The sequence below is a fragment of the Methylosinus sp. Sm6 genome (assembly GCF_019802345.1).
Classification (GTDB): domain Bacteria; phylum Pseudomonadota; class Alphaproteobacteria; order Rhizobiales; family Beijerinckiaceae; genus Methylosinus.
Genome location: NZ_JAINDZ010000027.1, coordinates 1 through 18,661 on the forward strand (window position 1 = coordinate 1; position 18,661 = coordinate 18,661).

Annotated in this window: 29 protein-coding genes and 1 tRNA gene; 16 read left to right on the forward strand and 14 right to left on the reverse strand. The window is 66.6% G+C overall.

Features of this window, described 5'->3' with window-relative positions; translation table 11 throughout:
• The 3 genes from K3F48_RS16695 to K3F48_RS24975 all read right to left on the reverse strand — a co-directional run.
• Positions 1–344, reverse strand: a 344-nt coding sequence (locus tag K3F48_RS16695; RefSeq protein WP_305080295.1) for a DNA-binding protein, incomplete at its 3' end; no start/stop codon positions are given.
• Positions 344–1,144, reverse strand: coding sequence for a ParB N-terminal domain-containing protein (locus K3F48_RS16700; RefSeq protein WP_255609208.1), 801 nt, complete (start codon positions 1,142–1,144; stop codon positions 344–346). The genes K3F48_RS16695 and K3F48_RS16700, both read right to left, overlap by 1 nt.
• A gap of 113 nt (positions 1,145–1,257) precedes the next feature.
• Positions 1,258–1,569 (reverse strand): helix-turn-helix domain-containing protein, encoded by a 312-nt coding sequence (locus K3F48_RS24975; RefSeq protein ID WP_222576570.1) that lies wholly within the window; start codon positions 1,567–1,569, stop codon positions 1,258–1,260.
• Between the two features lie 92 nt (positions 1,570–1,661).
• On the opposite strand from K3F48_RS24975, the gene K3F48_RS16710 reads away from it, so the two are divergent.
• The 3 genes from K3F48_RS16710 (at position 1,662) to K3F48_RS16720 (ending at position 3,574) form a co-directional block, all read left to right on the forward strand.
• Positions 1,662–2,372, forward strand: a complete 711-nt coding sequence (locus K3F48_RS16710; protein WP_222576571.1) for a LexA family transcriptional regulator — start codon at positions 1,662–1,664, stop codon at positions 2,370–2,372.
• A gap of 11 nt (positions 2,373–2,383) precedes the next feature.
• Positions 2,384–2,881, forward strand: a complete 498-nt coding sequence (locus K3F48_RS16715) for a hypothetical protein (RefSeq protein ID WP_222576572.1) — start codon at positions 2,384–2,386, stop codon at positions 2,879–2,881.
• A 616-nt stretch (positions 2,882–3,497) separates the two neighbouring features.
• Positions 3,498–3,574, forward strand: a tRNA-Met gene (locus K3F48_RS16720).
• On the opposite strand, the gene K3F48_RS16725 is transcribed toward K3F48_RS16720, so the two are convergent.
• From K3F48_RS16725 to K3F48_RS16775, 11 genes are all read right to left on the reverse strand, one after another.
• On the reverse strand, positions 3,531–5,243 hold the full coding sequence (locus tag K3F48_RS16725; RefSeq protein WP_370631445.1) for a recombinase family protein: 1,713 nt from the start codon (positions 5,241–5,243) through the stop codon (positions 3,531–3,533). The two genes, K3F48_RS16720 and K3F48_RS16725, sit on opposite strands and share 44 nt — an antisense overlap.
• Positions 5,161–5,340 (reverse strand): hypothetical protein, encoded by a 180-nt coding sequence (locus tag K3F48_RS16730; RefSeq protein WP_222576573.1) that lies wholly within the window; start codon positions 5,338–5,340, stop codon positions 5,161–5,163. The genes K3F48_RS16725 and K3F48_RS16730 overlap by 83 nt, the downstream gene beginning before the upstream one ends.
• A complete protein-coding gene (locus K3F48_RS16735; protein ID WP_222576574.1) occupies positions 5,337–5,798 on the reverse strand; it encodes a hypothetical protein in 462 nt (153 codons plus the stop codon). The genes K3F48_RS16730 and K3F48_RS16735 overlap by 4 nt, the downstream gene beginning before the upstream one ends.
• Before the next feature lies 1 nt (position 5,799).
• The gene (locus tag K3F48_RS16740; RefSeq protein ID WP_222576575.1) at positions 5,800–6,186 is read right to left on the reverse strand and encodes a hypothetical protein; all 387 of its coding nucleotides are present in this window, start codon (positions 6,184–6,186) and stop codon (positions 5,800–5,802) included.
• 1 nt (position 6,187) lies between these two features.
• Positions 6,188–7,255, reverse strand: coding sequence for a DUF5131 family protein (locus tag K3F48_RS16745; protein WP_222576576.1), 1,068 nt, complete (start codon positions 7,253–7,255; stop codon positions 6,188–6,190).
• Positions 7,248–7,751, reverse strand: coding sequence for a hypothetical protein (locus tag K3F48_RS16750; RefSeq protein ID WP_222576577.1), 504 nt, complete (start codon positions 7,749–7,751; stop codon positions 7,248–7,250). Before K3F48_RS16750 ends, K3F48_RS16745 begins: the two co-directional genes overlap by 8 nt.
• Positions 7,752–7,756: 5 nt before the next feature.
• Positions 7,757–10,027, reverse strand: a complete 2,271-nt coding sequence (locus K3F48_RS16755; protein WP_222576578.1) for a ParB/RepB/Spo0J family partition protein — start codon at positions 10,025–10,027, stop codon at positions 7,757–7,759.
• The gene (locus K3F48_RS16760; RefSeq protein ID WP_222576579.1) at positions 10,024–10,263 is read right to left on the reverse strand and encodes a hypothetical protein; all 240 of its coding nucleotides are present in this window, start codon (positions 10,261–10,263) and stop codon (positions 10,024–10,026) included. Before K3F48_RS16760 ends, K3F48_RS16755 begins: the two co-directional genes overlap by 4 nt.
• Positions 10,260–10,646, reverse strand: a complete 387-nt coding sequence (locus K3F48_RS16765) for a hypothetical protein (protein WP_222576580.1) — start codon at positions 10,644–10,646, stop codon at positions 10,260–10,262. The genes K3F48_RS16760 and K3F48_RS16765 overlap by 4 nt, the downstream gene beginning before the upstream one ends.
• Before the next feature lie 86 nt (positions 10,647–10,732).
• Positions 10,733–10,993, reverse strand: coding sequence for a hypothetical protein (locus tag K3F48_RS16770; protein ID WP_222576581.1), 261 nt, complete (start codon positions 10,991–10,993; stop codon positions 10,733–10,735).
• A 7-nt stretch (positions 10,994–11,000) separates the two neighbouring features.
• Positions 11,001–11,657 carry a S24 family peptidase gene (locus K3F48_RS16775; protein WP_222576582.1) on the reverse strand — a complete coding sequence of 219 codons (657 nt, stop codon included), beginning with the start codon at positions 11,655–11,657 and terminating at the stop codon, positions 11,001–11,003.
• Between the two features lie 104 nt (positions 11,658–11,761).
• Here K3F48_RS16775 and K3F48_RS16780 point away from each other — a divergent pair, with 104 nt between their 5' ends.
• From K3F48_RS16780 to K3F48_RS16840, 13 genes are all read left to right on the forward strand, one after another.
• The gene (locus tag K3F48_RS16780; RefSeq protein WP_222576583.1) at positions 11,762–12,103 is read left to right on the forward strand and encodes a hypothetical protein; all 342 of its coding nucleotides are present in this window, start codon (positions 11,762–11,764) and stop codon (positions 12,101–12,103) included.
• A complete protein-coding gene (locus K3F48_RS16785; protein WP_222576584.1) occupies positions 12,100–12,315 on the forward strand; it encodes a hypothetical protein in 216 nt (71 codons plus the stop codon). The genes K3F48_RS16780 and K3F48_RS16785 overlap by 4 nt, the downstream gene beginning before the upstream one ends.
• 357 nt (positions 12,316–12,672) lie before the next feature.
• Positions 12,673–13,053, forward strand: a complete 381-nt coding sequence (locus tag K3F48_RS16790; RefSeq protein ID WP_222576585.1) for a hypothetical protein — start codon at positions 12,673–12,675, stop codon at positions 13,051–13,053.
• A gap of 32 nt (positions 13,054–13,085) precedes the next feature.
• Positions 13,086–13,397 (forward strand): hypothetical protein, encoded by a 312-nt coding sequence (locus tag K3F48_RS16795; protein ID WP_222576586.1) that lies wholly within the window; start codon positions 13,086–13,088, stop codon positions 13,395–13,397.
• On the forward strand, positions 13,394–13,681 hold the full coding sequence (locus tag K3F48_RS16800; protein WP_222576587.1) for a DUF2312 domain-containing protein: 288 nt from the start codon (positions 13,394–13,396) through the stop codon (positions 13,679–13,681). Before K3F48_RS16795 ends, K3F48_RS16800 begins: the two co-directional genes overlap by 4 nt.
• A 73-nt stretch (positions 13,682–13,754) precedes the next feature.
• Positions 13,755–13,922 carry a hypothetical protein gene (locus K3F48_RS16805; protein WP_222576588.1) on the forward strand — a complete coding sequence of 56 codons (168 nt, stop codon included), beginning with the start codon at positions 13,755–13,757 and terminating at the stop codon, positions 13,920–13,922.
• Positions 13,922–14,128, forward strand: a complete 207-nt coding sequence (locus K3F48_RS16810) for a hypothetical protein (protein WP_222576589.1) — start codon at positions 13,922–13,924, stop codon at positions 14,126–14,128. Before K3F48_RS16805 ends, K3F48_RS16810 begins: the two co-directional genes overlap by 1 nt.
• A 110-nt stretch (positions 14,129–14,238) precedes the next feature.
• Entirely contained in the window at positions 14,239–15,039 is an 801-nt protein-coding gene (locus tag K3F48_RS16815) for a DUF6551 family protein (RefSeq protein ID WP_222576590.1), read from the forward strand.
• Positions 15,029–15,397, forward strand: a complete 369-nt coding sequence (locus K3F48_RS16820; protein WP_222576591.1) for a helix-turn-helix domain-containing protein — start codon at positions 15,029–15,031, stop codon at positions 15,395–15,397. Before K3F48_RS16815 ends, K3F48_RS16820 begins: the two co-directional genes overlap by 11 nt.
• A complete protein-coding gene (locus tag K3F48_RS16825) occupies positions 15,394–16,404 on the forward strand; it encodes an MT-A70 family methyltransferase (RefSeq protein ID WP_370631440.1) in 1,011 nt (336 codons plus the stop codon). The genes K3F48_RS16820 and K3F48_RS16825 overlap by 4 nt, the downstream gene beginning before the upstream one ends.
• Positions 16,401–16,889, forward strand: a complete 489-nt coding sequence (locus tag K3F48_RS16830) for a hypothetical protein (protein ID WP_222576593.1) — start codon at positions 16,401–16,403, stop codon at positions 16,887–16,889. Before K3F48_RS16825 ends, K3F48_RS16830 begins: the two co-directional genes overlap by 4 nt.
• Entirely contained in the window at positions 16,886–17,935 is a 1,050-nt protein-coding gene (locus K3F48_RS16835) for a helix-turn-helix domain-containing protein (protein ID WP_222576594.1), read from the forward strand. Before K3F48_RS16830 ends, K3F48_RS16835 begins: the two co-directional genes overlap by 4 nt.
• A gap of 35 nt (positions 17,936–17,970) precedes the next feature.
• Positions 17,971–18,606: a transcription termination/antitermination protein NusG gene (locus tag K3F48_RS16840; RefSeq protein ID WP_222576595.1), complete on the forward strand. Its 636-nt coding sequence runs from the start codon at positions 17,971–17,973 to the stop codon at positions 18,604–18,606.
• Positions 18,607–18,661: the final 55 nt, after the last annotated feature.

Consider the following 18,661-nt stretch of genomic DNA (forward strand, 5'->3'; position numbering starts at 1 on the left):
GCATAGCGATCGGCGGCGGCGAGCAGCGTGAGGCGCGCGTCGCGATTGTCGAGCGCGATGAGCGTGAGCTGCTTCTTTTGCTCTTCGACGGCCGCGGCGGCGGCGTCCTCGGCCGGCAGCGCCACCGCGCCGATGGCGCGGGCGGCATAGGCGGCGAGCGCCGCCGCCGGCAGCAGATCGATCGAATATTCGAGGCCTCCGCCTCTGCCCCTACGTAGCCGAACCTTATCCGTGCGCAGGAGCCAGCCCTCGCGCTCGGCATAGTCGCGCCAGCCGCGCTCCGTCCCCGGCATTCCGGGGAGAGCGAGCGCCGCGAGCTCGGGGGCGGAGAGCCAGTCGCGCATCAGTCGCCCAGCGCCTCGGCGCGCTTCTGGGCGATTTCGGCGCCGATGGCTTTCAGAAAGGCCGCGCGCGTCTGCTTGCTGGCTTTGTTCCAGCTTTCGAGCAGCTGCGCATGGATGCGCGCCTGTGGATCGACCGTCTGCGGCCGCGCCAGCCCGGCCGCGATCTTGGCTTGCGCCACGGTCCTGGCCTCGCCGGACTGGATGCGCTCGGCGACCTTGCGCTGATGGTCGTCGGAGAGGTCGGCGAGCTGGAACAGCTCGGCCTGATTATCCTCGAGCGGCGTGCCGCGAATAGCCCGGATCGCCTCGTCGTCGAGGCGGCGAGCGAGCGCGATCGCCTTTTGAACTGAGCTTTCGGAATAGCCGGTGCGCTTGGCGGCGTCCTCCGTGAAGCGCTCGGAAAAATCAATTCGGAAACTTTCCGAATTGATTTTTTCCTGAAATTTCGCGCTCTTGCGATCTCCGCCCCGGCCGAGCGCGGCGACGCGCATCCGCTCGTAGACCTGCTTGCGCTCGAGCAGGAAGAGCGCGCGATCCAGCGCGTTCAGTTCGTGGCGGGCGATATTCTCGTCGATCTCGACCAGCCGCGCCTCGAGGCGGCTCATCTGGCGAATGTTCACATGCCTGCCGATCGTCAGCTCCGTCCAGCCGAGCAGCCGAAAAGCGGCGGTGCGATGACCGCCGACGACCAGCTTGTAGGGGAGTCCTTCGCCGTCTTCTTCCGTGCGTTCGCGGACGACGATCGGCTGCGTCAGCTCCTTCTGCTCGATCGACGCCGCAATCAGTTGGACATGCGCCATATCGACCGGCCGGAGCCGGTCGCTGACGTCGATGTCATCGATGCGGATGGTGTGCATGTTCTCGCCTCTGGCTGGTGGAAAGCGGTGAAGACCGGCCGCCTGCTCCTGATTTTTCAGGCGGCGGCGCTCCGTTCACTCGACGCACGCACTGAACGCGGGATAGGTTTCGAGCTGCGCCTGAGCCGTGGCGCGCAGGAGATCAGCTTGCCGTCCGCATCGAACCACTCGGGCCATAGCTCGCAGACGCGCACGCCGAGGGCGGCAGCGATGGCCATGTTCGCGCGGCGGTGGGGCTTGAAGAGCGCCCAATACATCGATTGGCGTGAGAGACCGACCGTCCGGCCGACCGCCGCGAGGCTGGACCTGTGACGGCGCAGCTCCGCGACGATCGCATGGCGGTCCCAGATTTGGGGGCTGGCGGACAATCGAGACTCCCGAAATCAACCTTGTATGGTGGATATGAGCGTGCGGCTCCGCTTCTGTCAACCTTGTATGGTGACATGCGGTGAAAAAGCCTGTGCGAGAGGACACTCGGCAATTCGGGGAGCGCGTCAGGGCGCTCGTCGGACGGTTCGACTCGCTGGCCGAGGCCGCGCGATTCACCGGGATTCCCGAGCAGTCGCTGCGGAACGCCTGCTCGGGCGAGCACGAGCCGCGGTCGCCGCTGCTGCTGGCGTTGTCAGAAAAGTTCGGCGTCTCTCTGGATTATCTGCTGGGGCTTTCCGATGAGCCGGAGCCGCCCGCCACCATGAAAGGTGGGCGAGACGTCGTCGACGTCGTCGAGCGCGTGAAGCGCCTCGACATATGCGCGGCGGCGGGCGCTGGCGCGGTCAATCACATGTTTGCGACAGAGGAGACGCTCGCTTTCCCCAAATGGATGCTGCGTCGACTCGCGGCCGCCGGTGCCAGGCTCTCCTTCCTGCGCGGACAGGGCGACAGCATGGAGCCGACGATCGGCGACGGAGCTCTATTGCTGGTGAGCGAGGACGAAGCCGACCGGCTCTTGCCAGATCGGCCTCCAAAGCCACGAAGCTCCTGGGACCAGACGGATATCTACGTATTCCTGCTCGATGGGGAGCTGCGCGTGAAGCGCTTGAGGCGCGCCGGGCGCGGCTCGATCGTGGTCTCCAGCGACAACTCCGCCTATGGGCCGGAAGTCCTGTTGAAGGCCGATTTGAAACGGCTGGAAATCTGCGGTCGAGTGATATGGTGGGATAATCGTTTGTAGGAGTTGGTTTCATGAAATACGTCTGGCCGTCCGCGGCTCTCGCCATGATGATCGCCATCTCTGCGCATGCCACGCCGCCGCATGGCTGGAAGGCCCACGAGTTGGCGCCAGCCGAAGCCGAGAGATGGGTCGAGGCGGTGAAGAACCGCAAGACAATGGACGGATCAAGTGTGATTGAAGCACTACACTTCGCCGAGCGGATGCGACCGAATGAATTCAAGATCGGTCATTTCGAGGTCGGCTATAATGGGGCATCCGGCGAGCCAGATGGCATAATTATCGGATATTATATAGGGCTGAAGCGCTCTGATGTCGACGAATGGACCGCGTTCTTTGGTGTAAAGCGCAAAGCGTCTGTTTTTTATGTATCCGTCCCGTCTAATGATACTGGCTTTATGCTTCCTTCTGAGGCGATAATCGAAGGCAGAGACACGTTGCTTCGATTTATCGATGAAGAATACAAAAGTAGGTGCACTGAAAACGGGTCTGGGGGGCGAAAGCTGTGTTGAGATTGAGCGTCGCCGTTCTGACGACGCTTCTTTTCACCAGCGCTTGGGGTCAGAGCTGCTGCGGCTGCGGCTGCCGTGGCGGTCCCGGCTATCGCGATGGACGCTGCGTCGGGTGGCGCGACCTCGATCGCAAATGCGGTCAGCCGCCCACATCCCGCTGCCGCTTCGAAGGGGCTTCGGGAGGCTCCGGGAAGTCTTCGCCGGTTCCGAGTTCACTGGTACAGTAGACGATTGTTTGGCCCCGCCTAGCTCCTACAGTTCCGTGGCATTCGGCCATTCTGCGCTCTTCCGGCGCGATGGCGTTTCCGCTTCCGAGTTCCGCATCCTCGCCGAGGACCGCCACTCCGATTTTCAGCGCCTTGCCGCTTGGCGCACGCCATGGGCCACCTTTGCGAGTGCCATTTGATCTGTCGCGGCCGATCGGCCATGATGATCACGCCGCCGCCCGGACTCGCCCAGTTTCTCTAGGGCCATCCCACGTAATCCCGGCCATTCCCGGCAACTCCCGCCTGTGCCATCTGATTTGTCGCGTCACAGCCGCGCACAGACGGGAACCCCGCTTGACGCAAAGCGTCGACCGCGCCTATATCGCTCTCGCCGCGCGCGAGAACGCCGGGGCGGAGTAGCTCAGTCGGCTAGAGCAGAGGAATCATAATCCTTGTGTCGGGGGTTCGAGTCCCTCCTCCGCTACCAAAAAACCCCCATTCGTTCCGTTGCGGTCGGCCGCCGGCGCGCCGAGGCCGGAAAGATCGAGGATCGCCGCGAGCTTGCCGACGATCTCGACGCGCGGCTCCTCGCCTCTGGCAGCCGGGTGGACGATGATCGTTTCGACGAGCTGGCGGAAGGCCGCGTGCTCGATCGGCGAGGCTCCGGCGTCCAGTTCGGCCGCCAGCGCCTCGAGCATCTTTTGAAAGCTGGCCACCGCATGCGGATGCAAGGCGACGACATTCGCCGGCGCCGCGGCGGCCGCCAGCGACGCCGCCAAGTCGCGGCGCTCCCGGTCCAGATCCTCGAGCTTGAGGCGCAGCTGGGCGAAGGCTGCGCCGCCCTGGGCGATCGCCTCCACCATGCGGCTGATCTGGCCGTCGATCTCGGCGAGCCGGCGCTCCGATTTGGCGCGAGCGTTCCGGTCGGCGCCGGCGAGGCGGCGCCGCTCCTCGTGATAGGTCTTCACGAATTCGGCGATCAGCTGCGGCTGGTCGAGTTGCGCGCGCAGCGACTCGACGACGCCGGCCTCGACCGGGCCGAGGTAATAGGAGCGGCGATTGGTGCAGCTGCCGCTCTCGGTCGCCCGGCTGCAGCGGATGCGCGGCCGCCCGTTGGCGTTGTCGTGCTTGGCCATGCCTGATCCGCAGGCGCCGCAGCGCAACAGGCCGGACAAAAGCGAGCGCTGATATCGCCGAGGCCCGCGCGGCTCCGGTCCCTGGGCGAGGCTCGCGCGCTTGCGCGCCCGCGCCCGCTCCCATGTGTCCGGATCGACGATCGCCAGATGCGCCGCCGCCGCGCGCTGCCAGTCCGCCGCCGGATTGGGCCGCGAGATGCGCTTGCCGGTCGAGGGGTCCTTTACCATGCGCACCCGATTCCAGATGATCTCGCCGCTATAGAGCGGGTTCTGGATGATCCCGTTGCCGCGCTCGCCATTGCCGTTGATTGTCGAGGCGTTCCAGGCGGCGCCGCGCGGCGGGGCGACACCCTCGCGATTGAGCTCGCCGGCGATGTCGCGGGGCGAGCGGCCGTCTGCATATTCGGCGAAGATGCGCCGCACGATCGCCGCCTCCTCCTCGACGATCTGCGGCCGACCCGGCTCGCCCGGCGTCGGCCGATAGCCATAGGAGCGGCCGCCGGCGTAGCGGCCCTCGCGGATCACGCCGGCCATGCCGCGGCGGATTTTCTTGACGCCATCCTCGCGGAACAGCTGCCCGACCAGGCCGCGCAGCCCGACCGTCACCGTATCGGCGACGCCGTCATGCACGGCGCGGATTTCGATCCCCAAAAACGTCAGCCGGCGGTGAACGCCGGCGAGGTCGGCCATGTCGCGCGAGAGGCGGTCGAGCGCCTCGACGACCACCACGTCGAAGGCCCGCGTCTCGGCGGCGGCGAGCAGCTTTTCGAGCCCCGGCCGGCCGAGCAGGGACGCGCCGGACCGCGCCCGGTCCTCATAGGTCGCGACGACGGACAGCCCGTCGCGATGCGCCGCGGTCCGGCACAAGACGAGCTGATCCTCGATAGATTGGTCGCGCTGCAGCTCGGTGGAGAAGCGCGCATAGATCGCGGCGCGCCTAGACGCCGATGGACGCTGGCCGGTCATCGCTGTCGCCGCCCTCCCGCTTGCGGGCTCGCTGCGCCCGCTCCGCCGCATCATCGCGGCGCGCGGCCTTGCGCGCAAGCGCCCTCACCAGCTCCACCAGAGCGGGGTCGGGCGGCCCGGAGCGCGGGCGTGGCTGATCCGCCCTGTTCATGCGGGTCGATTGTCCAACACATGCGCGATATAGCGGCAGATGCGGTCGGCGCTCTGGCCCGGCGCGCCGTCCCACGGCTTGGCGTGGTCGGGACCGGCGAGGCGCTCGGCGGTGTGAAAGCTCGCCTGTCCGGTCGGCAGCTCGACATAGAGGACATGCGGAAAATTGATCGTCTGCGGATCGAGTCCCCAGCCCCATTCGAGGCCGAGCGCCGGCGCGTGCTGCGCCAGGGCGCAGCAGAGATTGTCCATCGCCCATTGCTTTTTGTCGTAGGCGACGCGGACATAGCCGCGACGATAGATCTTCGCTCGCTCGCTGGCCTTCTGCGCGCGATAGAGATCGATCGCGACGGCGCCGGCGGCGCCGATCGGCTCCAGCCGCGCGAACAGCGCGCGCGTGAGATCGGCGCTCGAGCCACGATAGGCGGCGAGCACCTCGGGGAGAGAGGATTGCGTCATCTCACGCCGCCTCCCCGTGCTGCTCGCGCCGCTCGTCGCGGCGCGCCAAGGTCATGAGGCGGCCGCGGATGGAATTCGACGCCCGGCCGAGCGCTCGCGCCATCTCCGCGAGCGTCGCGCCTCGGCTTTCGAGATCGAGCAGCGCGCTGTCCTCTGCGGCCGTGAAGCGTCGGACCATATGGCCGCCGCGCTGCACCACCGCCGGACCCTTGATCCCCTCCCAGCTCTTGCCGGGCGTCGGCGGCTCGACGGCGAGCGCCAAGCAATACCAGCCGACCGCCTTTTCGGAGATGCCGATTATCGCTCCGATCTTGCCGTAGCTCATTCCCTGCGACCGCAGCTCGACGATCGTCTGCTTGTCGACCTCGGTCACGCGCTTCTGCGCCATCTCACGCCGCCTCCCTCGCGCCATTGTGTTCTCTGCCGTCGAGCAAGCGCCCGGCGCGGCGCTTACCGACGCGAAGCGAAGTCGAGCCATCGGAATGATGCTCACACGGAGCGAGACAATCGACGCCGAGCTTCGTCGCGCCGGCAAAGGTGAGCGGCCCGGCCGCAATGCGCTCCGGCGCGACCATGCGCGAGAACTCATCCGCGTCGATCCATTCGCCCCATTGCTTGAAGTCGAAGGCGACTCCCGCCGCCGCGCATTGGTCGCGCAGCGAGCGGAAGAGCGCGATCGGCGTCGGCCGCGCGCCTGGGCCGCTCTCGCCGCCTGCGATGACGAGGTCGAGCCAAGTCGGAAGCGGCGCGATGTGCATTGGTCCCGACTCGCCGGCAAGGATCAGCGTCTCGACAAGGCGCATCGAGATGACGCCGAGCGTCGGCTCGATGCTGACGAAGCGAAACGAGGCCGGCGTCCGGCGCAGATGTTCCGTTCGCTCATCCCATTCGGGTTGACGTTCGGCCGTCACGCCGATCCAAATTCCCGGCGGCGGATTGTCGGCGCCATATTCGCCGAGCGTCGCGCGTGCATCGTCGCGACGGCGCTCGAGCGGGTCCGTGCGCTCCATGACGTGAGCTTCGGCCTCGGCGTTGACCTGCTCCCAAAAGCTGGGATCGCTCAACAGCTCGCGCATGCGCCGCGCGCGCTTCGTCAGGACCTGCAGGATATGGTCATGAAGGTGATGGGCGGCGATCATCACGGCGAAGATCGTCGCGATCTCGGATGCGGCGAGCTTCTCGTGAAAGAGATCGCCATGCGCGGCGACGAAGATCTTGCGCGCGCGCGTCCATTGGAGCGGCTGCTCGAGCCAATCCCAATTGATCCGGACCTCGCCCGTCCATACCGGCTTGCCATTGACCTCGCGCGTGAGGCCCGCGCGCGAGGGGTGGTGCTTCAACCGTGTGCCGGCGAGGCGCATCGCGTAGCAGTGCGTGCAAGCCGGAGAGACGAGGCTGCAACCCGTCACGATATTCCATGTCGCATCCGTCCATTCGATCGCGCTCGTCTCAGCCATGCGCCCTCGCAAGCTCGTCGTCGAAACGCGCGCGCCAAACGCGCAAGGGGTGCGTGTCGTCGCGTTCGTCGAAATGCGATTGCAGCGCCGCCAGGGCGCGCTTTTCCTGCGCTTGCAGGGCCTGCAGCGATTGGTCCGACCAATCGAGCTCACGCGACAGGATGGCGGCGGCGTCCGTCGCATCCTCGGCCGTGTCGAACACTGCGATGCGACAGCCATTCGGCAGATAGATCAGCCTGGCCGCATAGACATGCCGCTCCACCATATCGAATTGGAAAAAGGCTTCGTCGACGGCGAATGCGCCTTTGACCCATCCCCAGGTGGCGGCGCGTCCTTGCTGTTTCGAGAATGAGAAAAACGACAATGCCCATCCGGCACCGATCTCGAGCGCGGTCGGCGGCATAGGCTCTGCATTCGGTTTGACGACGAGCGCAATTTCATGCGGCTCGATCGGCCGATGAAAGGGCGGCGTATCGATGAGGGGAAGATCATTCATCGCGCTCACTCCGCTGCCAGCCGCGCCTCGGCGTCGGCGTGCAGGGCGAGGCCCTGCCAGCTGAGGGCGCCGTCGATCTTCTTCTTCGTGAAGCCGAGCTCGGTCAGCATCGCGGCTTGCGAGCCCTTCGAGACCTTCTTCAGCGCGCGCGGCGCGCGATAGGCTTCGAAGGCCGCATCGAGCGCGTCGACGCCGACATGGCGGCCGGGCGCGGGCGCCGCATGGGCGCGCAGGAAGGTCGCATAGCCGAGATGGCCGGCGGCCATGCACGTCTGTTCGAGGTTGTCGCCCCAGGCGCTCGCTGCGGCTTTTTCTTCGACCGCAGGAAATTCGCCAGCCGCGTCACGCGCAGCGCCGGGCGCGTCGCCGTCCATCGCCTCGCGATCTGTTTCAGCCGCAGTTCCGTCCTCGGGTCGATCTTCGGCCAATGCCAGCGCATCGCTGTTGCTCCTTTTCTGGTCATCGCTCTCGATCGCCTCGACCATCGCCTCGGCGGTCGAGCGCGTGTCCTGTGGCGCGGCGGCGAGTAGCGCCGTCAGCGTCTCGGGGAGCCAGGCGCGGTCCTTCGCCAGCAGCGCCGCGCGCTCGATCAGCTTCGGCTTGCGCAGCTTGCCGGCCTCGGCCGCCGCCGCCTCGCCGTCCAGCGCGCGAATGGCCTCCTCGGCCTCCTCGCGCGGGGAGGCCAGAAACAGCGCCTTGTAGTCGAGCGCGGCGGCGACATCGGCGCGCAGCGACACATGACGCTCGGCGAGCGCGACGAGATTGTGCGCGCGAGTGAGCCTCAGCTCGCTCGGATCGATGGTGTGGCCGATCAGCTCGGCGAAGGCCGCAGTGAGATCGGCGAGCGGCGCCGTCGCGACGATCGCCAGCGCTGTCTCGAAGCGCATGTGATCGATGCGCGCGAGCAACTCGGAGCGAGGCTCATAGGTCAGAGTCTCGGCGTCGAGCGTCAGGCCGAACTGTCCATGTGAACAGCCGAGCGTCGCCACGGTGAGCGCCATCGCCAAATTGAGGCTGCGGGCCGTCGCCGCGGCGAGCGCCCCGCCGATGGCGCATGCCAGAATTTCCTCCGCCTCCTTCCCGCCGGCAGGCGGCGGAATGGCAGGCTCCTCGGGCTCTTCCTGGCGCGGTTCGCGCGGCGCCGGAGCCGGCTTGCGCTCGCTCTTGCCGGGTGTTGGCGGCGGCGCGTCCTCGGGCTCCTCTTTCGGCGGCGCCAGCGGCACGGCGCGGGTGATCACCAGCGCGCCCGTGCTGTCGAAATCGGCCGTCACGCCGAGCGTGGCGCGCCGCTTCTTCGGGATCGCGCGAAGCAGTCCACGCGTTTCGATCTCGTCGCGCTCGGCGTCGGGCAGATCGGCGTCGTCGAGCCGTTTCCGCTCGGCCTTGGTATAGTCCGGCGTGATGTCCTCAGGCTCCTCGTCGTCGACGGCGTCGGCTATCGACGCCCGCCCCCAGCCCTCGGCCTCGGCGATGCGCTCGGCCTCGGCGAGCAGCAGCGCATCGGCGACGCGGCGGGCGATGGCGCCGTCGAGCAGGATGATCTGCTCAGAAAAGAGATCATCGTCCTCGACGCGCCCGCCAGCGGCCACATAGGCGGCGCGGCGCGCCTCGTCGCCGAGCAGGAATTTGCCGAGCGCCTCACTGTCGGAGACGGTGTCGCGGCGCATGGCGCGGTGGATCGCATAGCTCGACAGCGCGAAGCCGCCGCGCCTCTCATGCTCGTCGAGCACGGCCTCTTGCGCCTCGATCGGGCCCGCCGTGAAGGCCTGCGCGATGTCGCGATTGATATCGCCCTTGCGCCACATCTCGCGCACGCGCGGGGACAGGCGGCCGAGCGCGAGGCGCTGGCGCACATGCTTTTCGGAGAGAGCGAAGTCGCGGGCGATGGTGGCGATGTCGAAGCCGTCGCGCTCGAGCGCCGCGAAGGCCTCGAATTCGTCGACCGGATGCAGCGGCACCTGGGTCACCGATTCGGCGAGCGCCGCCTCGCGCGCCTCGGCGTCCGTGCCGGCGAAAATGCGGACCTCGATGACGCGATCATCGTCGCCGAGCGAGCGCAGCGCGCGCCAGCGGCGGCCGCCGGCGAGCACGTGATAGTCGAAAAGGCCGTCGTCATCGCGCGAGACCGGCGTGACGAGGATCGGATGCAACAGCCCGCGCGCGCGGATGGTCGCGGCGAGCGTCGAGACGTCGCTCGTCATGTCCTGGCGCGGATTGAGCGGCGACAGCGCCGTGATCAGCGACAGCTCGATTTCTGCGTCCTTGATGCTGCTCATATCTCCGGCCTTTCCAGAAATCGCACGCGGGGCAGGGAGAGAGCGACCATCGTCGGCGCGACGCCGCTGCCCATGTAGTTGCAGTCGACGCGCTCGACGCGGATCGACTCGATCGGCGGGACGGCGCGGCGCTCGTGAGAGGTTTCGCGCTCGCGGCCGCGGCGCAGGGTCGGGGCGAGACGCTCGCGCGGCGTCTGGCGCCGAGGCGCGCGGGTGAAATCGTCGCGCGTCGTCATTGTCCGCTCCTGTCGATCCGGTCGGCGATGGTCGCGACGACGAGCGCCGCGCAGGCCGAGGCGAGGCCGAAAAACACGGCGAATGCGGCGGGCGCGAAGGTCGACAGCGAATCATCGCCCGCGGCGGCGGCGCCCGACCAGGCGGCGGCCTCGCCGGCGACGCAGGCCAGCGCCGCGCCGAGCCCGGCGGCGCGCAGCGCGCGGGCCGCGGCGATGATGCGCGGATAGAGCCGCAGCGCGTCGCGCCAGGCGAGGCCATTGCGGATCATCTCCTCGAGGAGATGCGGCTCGTCGTCGAGATCGGCCGTCGCGGGCAGCGCGGCGGCATGCAACAGAATGTCGGCGGGATTGTCGGCCAAGGGGAAGGGGCGGCGGGGGGGCATTGCGGGCTCCATCGCGAAGCGAAGACGGAGCTGATAATTTTCTTAAATCAGAAATCTGTCAATCTTGATTTTTGAATTTCAGAATTTCATTCGGGCGAGTAACCGCTCCAATCCTTCGGCTGGCGCCGATTTGTGAGCTTGGCGATCTCTACCGCGACCGCCGACCAATGATCCGGCGGCCGGTTGCCGTCGATCGCCACGTTCCGCATTTCGTCCATGTAGCGCGTGACCGCCTCGAAATGGGCGCCCTCGTCGCCGAAACGCGCGATCAGATCGTGCGCATCATATTCGACGAGGGCCTGTCTCAGTCGCCGCGCCCGGCGCCATTTGCGGAAAAGCGATAACAAGCGAGCCTCATAAGGGGGAAAACCGGGCGATGACCTTCCCGATGATCCGCACTTCCGTTCCGTCGCCCGAGCGCATCGTCTCGAAATCTGGAATGTCGATCCGGTCTTGAAGCCTCGGGTCGGTCGAGCGAAACCAAAGTTCGAGGCCGCGGCCGGCGACGACAAGCTCTCGGCATGTCGTTTCGATGAGGTCGTGATCCTGGCGCTCCACGACCACGATATCGCCGGTGCAATATCGATCTCGCGCGAGGAAATAGGGGACGCAAATCAAGTAGTCGCCAGAATGGATTTTGCGCTTGTCCAACTGGTTGCCGATTACGCGAAACGCAAACTGTTCGCTCATGGTGAACTCGCCCAGCACAATAGGAATTTGAGCGGGCGAATCATCATAAATATACGTAGGACCGCGCCATAAATCCGGGGCCGCTTCTCCCCTCACGGGGACATGGACGATGGACGTCCGCTCGGGCTTCGCCGCTCCAAACGTCGGAACGGCTTCCTCTAGGTATTTGGCAATCTTGCTGATTTCGTCAATCTGAAGCTTACGCTTGCCGCGTAGCAGCTCGGTCACGGCCGAAGGCGAGCGGCCGATCGCGGAAGCGAGCCCTTTTCTGGACTTTCCTTCCTTCTTCAGCCCGTTCTCGATCCATTCGATGATGTTCATGTCTCTCGTTTTCTGTGAACCAGAAAAAACTAGCAATCACGATTTTCAGAAAATAACTTGACAAAAAATTTTGATTTTCAGAACTTCGTGGCATGAAGACGCGAATGGAACCGGCTTACACGATCATCAAGCGCCTCGGCGGCGAGGCTGCCGTGTCGCGCGCGACCGGCACGGCCTACACCGCGCCCTACCGCTGGCAACATCCCGTCGACAAGGGCGGCACGGGCGGCCTCATTCCCCAAAAGCACCATCCGGCGCTTTTGGAGTTCGCACGCCAGAACGGCAAAGAGCTGACGCCCGCCGATTTTCTGCCGCAGGCCCGAGCCGCCGAAGCGGCGGATTGCGCGGCGCGGGCGCGCGATGACGCCCCGCGCGCTCGCGCCGTCCGCAGGCTCCGCGTCGACGTGTCGGCCGTCTCCCCTTTTCCCACCGAGAGGGACGCATGATCGCCGAAATGTCGCCATTAAGTAGCGAATTGGTCTCCGTCGAGCGCGGCGCTCTGCAATCCGTTCTGCTCGCCTTCCGTGTCGAGGGCGGCGAGAAGCTGGCGCTCCGCCTTTCGATCGCCGATGCGCGCGCCCTGCTCGAGGCCGTGGGCCATGTCGCCGATGGCCGCGCCCTGCGTTCGTCCGTCAAGCGCGAAAGCGAGGGCGCGTGAAATGACGGCGCCGCTCTCTTCGCGCCTCGGCGCATCCCTCTTCGCGCGGCTCGCCTGCTCTTCGCCGCGCGTTGCGACTGGCCGCCGTAAGCGGCAAGCGGCGCTCTCGCGCTGCGGCCCTCCTTGGGCGTTTCCTCCCTGACTTCCCCGAGGCTTCGGTCTCGGGGTCTTTTGCGTCTGCGTTCATTGCGTTCCCTCGGCGCGCGCCAACGTGCCGATCTCGTTCCCGTTCCAAATCGAGGCCGATGCGGCGCGCCAACGCCGCGGCGGCGATCTAGGGTCTCTCCACGCATGCGTCTCGTCGACGATTTCACCCTCTCCGCGAGCCCTCCGATGCATGCAGCATCGGAGAGATCGGTGAGAAAAGATTCGTCGAGGGGTGGAAAGTTTTCACGCAATGCGCGCCGCATTTCCCGGGCGCTCGATTCCGCCGCGCGCGACCGCGTCAGCGATTTCCTGCGCCGGGCGCATCCGTTGAAAACAGGCGAGTGGGTCGAGGATCGCACGGGCGGCGCCGTCTCCGCCATGCGCGTGCGCAAATGGCTCACCGGCGATGCGGCGCCCGACTTTTTCGCTCTGCTTCATCTCATTCGCGCCTATGGCGCGGATTTCCTCGTCTTTGTGATCGGCGACGCGCCCGAGAGTCTGCTCGAGGCGGCGCTCGTCGAGCGGCGTGCGCGTTACCTCGAGAGCGTGAAGAAGCTCGAGGAAGAGTTCGAGTCTCTGTCCAGTCGGTAGCCGAGTTCCGACACTCGAACGAAGAGAGCTTCATGCGCAAGTTCTGGCTGCGCGCGGCGCTCGCCGCGTCGCTTTCGCGCGACCTTTTATCTGCCTGCGCCTATGCCGTTTGCACATGCTGCCTTGCCGTGGCGCGGGGGTTTGATCGGCTCGCGCTCGCTTGTGAGCGGCACGCGCGCGGCGAAACGGCGCCGTTCCGCGATATCATGTTCGGATGGTGGGGGCGGGCGTTCACCTGGCCGGCGCCGCCGCGCGGGTTTCACGCCGTCCGCGGCGTGTTCTGCGGGATCGATCTCTCCGCTGAAGGGCGGGAGTGGCTTGCGCGGGAGCGGTCGCGAAAATGAGCGCGCTGCTCACCGTCGACGGCGAAGCGCTGCGCGCCTTCGTCGAGCGGATCGAAAAGCTCGCGGAAGAGCGCGGCGCGATCGGCGACGACATCAAGGATGTCTATGGCGAGGCCAAGGCGCAGGGCTTCGATCCGAAGATCATGCGCAAGATCGTCGCGCTGCGCCGCCAGGACAAGAAGAAGCGCGAGGAAGAGGCCGAGCTGCTCGGGCTCTATACCGATGCACTCGGCGATTTTTTCGATACGCCGCTCGGCGCGGCGGCGGAGCGCGACGATGCCTGATCTCTTCGGCGCGCCGGCGTCGCCAAGTCGAGATTCGCGCCCTCCGAGTAGGGCGGAAAAACCGACATCGCCGATGACGCGCGCGGAAATCGTCGCGCGCTTCGGCGTCGTCGATCTCAAATCGCCGCGCGCGCACAAATGCTTTCGCTGCGGCGTGTCGACCGGCCTCGCCTTCGGATCGCTGCTACGCGGCGGAAAAATCGTTTTCGCGTGCAAGACGCATTTCGAGGAGCTGATGTGATGATGCGCAAGCCACGAACGCATCGCAGGTTCACGCCGGAGGAAGATGCGCGGCTGCTCGAGCTGCGCGGACGATATCCGGGCTGCAGGCCGGAGAAGGGCGTCCATTGCGCGAATGCCGGCGGGCTGGGCGCCATCGGCAAGATCATGGGGCGCGACCCGACTTCGCTGGCGTGGCGGCTGCGCAAGCTCGCCGGGACTTTGTGACTGCAGAAGTCGCCGCGACGCGCGGAACGCGAGTTTCTCGACGCATTTCAGCGGCTCGTCTGGGAGGCGGCATGAGCAATGAAGATGCACGGCTACGACCTGTAGAGCCGATGAGTGTTCCCGGAATCGAGCCGGCGCAGATCGATGCTGCCCGGCCAGAATTTCGCGATGTCGATCCGCGAACGCTGCTCGTCGACGAGAGCTATCAGCGCAATCTCGCCGAAAAGTCTGTCACCTTGATTCGCAAGATCGTCGGCGGCTGGAGCTGGCGCGCGTTCAAGCCGCCGATCTGCGTCGAGATCGGCGATGCGCTGCATGTGATCGATGGGCAGCATACGGCGATCGCGGCGGCTTCTCATCCGGAGATCGACTGCATTCCGGTGATGATCGTGCCCGCCGGAAAGGTGGAGGATCGTGCGCTCGCCTTCGTGCGGCACAATCGCGACCGCATTCATGTCACCCCGAACCAGTTGCATTATGCGCTGCTCGCGGCCGGAGATGAGACGGCGCAGACGATCAGAGAGGTGTGCGAACGGGCGGGCGCGCGCGTCCTGAAAGCGCCGCCGAGCCAAGGTCGCTACAAGCCCGGCGACGTGATGGCCGTCGGCTCGCTCTCCGGGCTCGTCTCGCGGCGTCACGCGCTCGGCGCGCGGCGCGTGCTCGAAATCTGCGTCAAAGGACAGCTCGCGCCCATTTCGGCGGCAGCGCTGAAGGCCGTCGAGGAATTGCTCTTCGGCGAATCCTATGCCGGCGCGCGCGAGCCGGAGGATATCGCCATGACAATTCGTGCAATGGGGCCGGGAGCCGAGCGTGAAGCGGCAAAATTCTGCGCCGAGCATGATTTGCCGCTCTGGAAAGGTCTCGTCGTGACCTGGTTCCGCGCCACTCGGAAGCCGCGCAATGGACGCTGAACGAATGCTCTCGATCATCGAGGCCGAAAGCGATCGGCTGCGCGAGCGCGTCGCCATGCTCGAGGCGGCGCTGATGGATACGCGCGTGCTGCCCCTCGAATGGCGCCTCACCGCATCGGAGGCGCGCATCTTCGGCGTGCTCGTCAATCGCGAGCTCGCGACCAAGGACGCGATGATGGCTGCACTCTATGTCGATGACGGCCGAGACGAGGCCGAAGAAAAGATTGTCGATGTGTTCATCTGCAAGCTGCGCAAGAAGCTCAAGCCGTTCGGCGTCGAGATTGCGACCGATTGGGGCCAGGGCTATCGGCTCGATGCGAAAAGCCGAGGCGAATGGCGGAAAGGCGGCGCGTCGTGACCGCGCTCGCGCTCTATGACGTCGCCGGCGCCGCGCTCGCCGAGCTGGCGCGCATCGACGAAGTGAAGAAGATACGCGACAAGGCGCTGGCGCTCGAAGCCTATGCGAGGCAGGCCAAGGATGGCGAGCTGATCGGCCATGCGATCGAAGTGCGCAAGCGCGCCGAGCGGCGCGCCGGCGAGCTGCTGATCGTGATGGAACGCGCCGGCGAGAGAGAGGCGCGTGGGGGCGATCGGAAATCAAAATGCCGCGACGGAATTTTGAAGCTCGCCGATCTCGGCGTGTCCGCCAAGGAATCAATGCGATGGCAGGAATTGGCGCGTCTCGACGGCGATGATTTCGAGAGGCGCGTCGTCGCCGCCGCGCGCGAGGCCGAGCGGTTGCTCGTCGCGACGCGCGAAGAGCGCCAGACGGCAAAGAAAGAGGCGCGCGAGCGGCGCGAGGCGGAACTCGGCGCAAAGCAGCGCGCGCTTCCCGATCGGCGCTATGGCGTGATCTATGCCGATCCTGAATGGCGTTTCGAGGCGTGGTCGCGCGAGACGGGAATGGATCGCGCGCCGGACAATCATTATCCGACCTCCGATCTCGCGACGATCCTCGCGCGCGATGTGGCCTCGATCGCCGCGGACGACTGCGTGCTGTTCTGTTGGGCGACGGCGCCCATGCTTCCGCAGGGCCTCGCGACGCTGGCGGCCTGGGGCTTCGGCTATAAATCGCATTGCGTATGGATCAAGGATCGGATCGGCACGGGCTATTGGTGGCGGGGCAAGCACGAGCTGTTGCTGCTCGGCGTGCGCGGCGATGTGCCGGCGCCGGCGATGGGGCTGCAATTTCCCTCGTCGATCGAAGCGCCTGTCGGCGAGCATTCGGCGAAGCCCGATGTCTTCGCCGAAATGATCGAGTTCTATTTCCCGTCTTTGCCGAAAATCGAATTGAACCGCCGCGGGCCGCCGCGGACTGGCTGGGACGCCTGGGGGAACGAGGCCGAGGCGGAGGGCGCGCCGTGAACGATCGGGTGCGGTTGTTTTCGCTCGCCGAGCAGATCAGGGGCGTCGAGGCGGCGGCGCGCGTGGCGACGGGGCGCGAGCGTCCGCCGGCGCGGGCGGCCGAGCGCGAATATGGGGGCGATATTCTCGCCGCGGCCGTGCGCACGCTGCGCTGGGTGCGCCAGCATGAAGGCGAGATCCGCACGGCCGTCGCGGGGAGCGCGTCCGCGCCGGCGCCGGCGGCCGCAGCCGAGCGGGGCAAGCCTTGCGAGTTCCCGCTCGCTCGGCGCGCGGCGATGCGCTGTGCCGAACGCGCGTTTCAGAAATTCCTGGGCGCCGACACCGCCGAGGGCGCGGCGGAGGCGGTGCGCCGTCGCTGCGGAGTGGCGAGCCGCAAGGACTTCGATCGCGACGCCGCGGCGCGGGCGCGCTGGCGCGATCTCGAGGCGGAGTTCCAAGCATGGCGGCGCTGCGCGGACGATGGCGATGCGAGGCCCGCCGCATGAGTCTCGAAGCGCTCACCTGGGCGAAGAAGATCGCCGCGCCGAGCTCCGGCGCGAAATATCTGCTGATCATGCTGGCGAACTATGCCGGCAAGAAAGGCGAGAGCTTCTACCCGCTCGCCGAGATCGCCGCCGACATGCAGGTCTCGGTCGATTCCGTGCGGCGCCGGCTCGGCGAGCTGCAGGATGCGCGCATGGTCGCGCGCATCGCACGGCTGCGCGGCGACGGCTCGCGATCGAGCGATGTCGTCATCCTGCTGATGGATGATGAGACGCGGGCCTATGCCGAAGCGCTCGGTTGGAGCGCCGAGGGTTCTACCGGCGAAGAGGCGGATCGCGCGGAAACGCCCGGAATAGAGCCCCTAGCAGATTGCGAGGGGGTGATCGCAGATTGCGACCACCCCCTCCCGAAACTGCAAGGGGGTGGTCGCACTGTTGCGACCCCCAAAAAGAACCAACAATTAACCGACATTCAACCAACCCCTACCCCCGCTGCGCGGGGCGGCGTGGAGGTCGCTTCGCTTCGGGAAGAGGCGCAGGCGGCCGAGGGGCGCTGGAAGGCGTTCAAGGACCTTTGGCCCTTCGAACCCGCGGCCTCGCCGGGAAAGGCGCGGAGCGCGTTCTTCGCGCTCTCGGCCGAGGACCGTGAGCACGCTATCCGTTTCGCGCCCCGCTACCTCGCCGCGACGGAAGGCAAGCGGCGCAAGCATCCGGGCAATTGGCTCGCCGATCGGGATTGGAGCGGGTTCCTCGATCAGGAGCGCGAGGCGACTGCGGCGCGCGAGCGGGTCGAGCGGAGCTACGCCGAGCGCGCCGAGCGCGAACGGGCGAAATACGGCGGCGTGATCATTTATCCGGACAGCGAGATGGGGCGGCGCCAGCACGCGGCGTGGCGGCGCTACGACACGGCGCGGGGCGTGGACTGCCGGCGCGAGATGCGAAGCTTTCCGCTGGGTCACGGCTATGTGCGGCCCTCGCGCTTCCCGCCGTCCGCCGCCGCCGAGGCCGGCGAGGGAGCGCGCGACGGGCCGGACGACGCGGCGGCGTGAATGGGGAGGGCGAGGCTGCGAGCGGCGGGGATACGATGAGCTGGTATGTCGTGGAATGCTATCCGGGAAAGGATTTCGATGTTTGCCGCAAGCTCGCCCATGTCGGCTATGACGTGTGGCGGCCGATGCGGAAGGTGACGACGACGCTTCGCGACGGCGGACTGCGCGGGCGGCGCTATCGTTCCGTACCGCGCTTCGGGCGCTACTTGTTCCTGCGCGTCGAACTCACGGCGAGCATGCGCTTCGCGATATCCACAGAGACCGGCGTGCGTGGGTTTCTGAAGCGCGCGGGCGATGACGAGCCGGCGATCGTGCCCGACGAATGGATGGAATTCCTGATGTTCGGCAAGCCGATCGTCGATCGGCGCGGGCTCGCGTTCGAGAGCGGCATGCGCGTTCGCGTCAATGCCGGTCCGCTCGCCGGACGCGAAGGCGTCGTGAAGTCTGTTGACGACGGGCGCGTCGTGAAGATAGGACTCGATTCATTCGGATGCTTGGCGATCGAGTCGAGCTATCTCGATCCCCTGGTGCAACGCTGCGCGATGAGCGACGTGCGTCCGATGGGGCGGGAGACACGATCCGAACGAGATGGTTCTCCGGCGCCCATGCGCATGAAAGCCGGAGACGCGAGCCCTGGTGCTATGCCGCAGGCGTCCGAGGGGCAAGCGTGACGGACCCGTCAAAAGACGGGAAGTGCGAAGCTATGAGCTTCCAGCAATAGGCTCT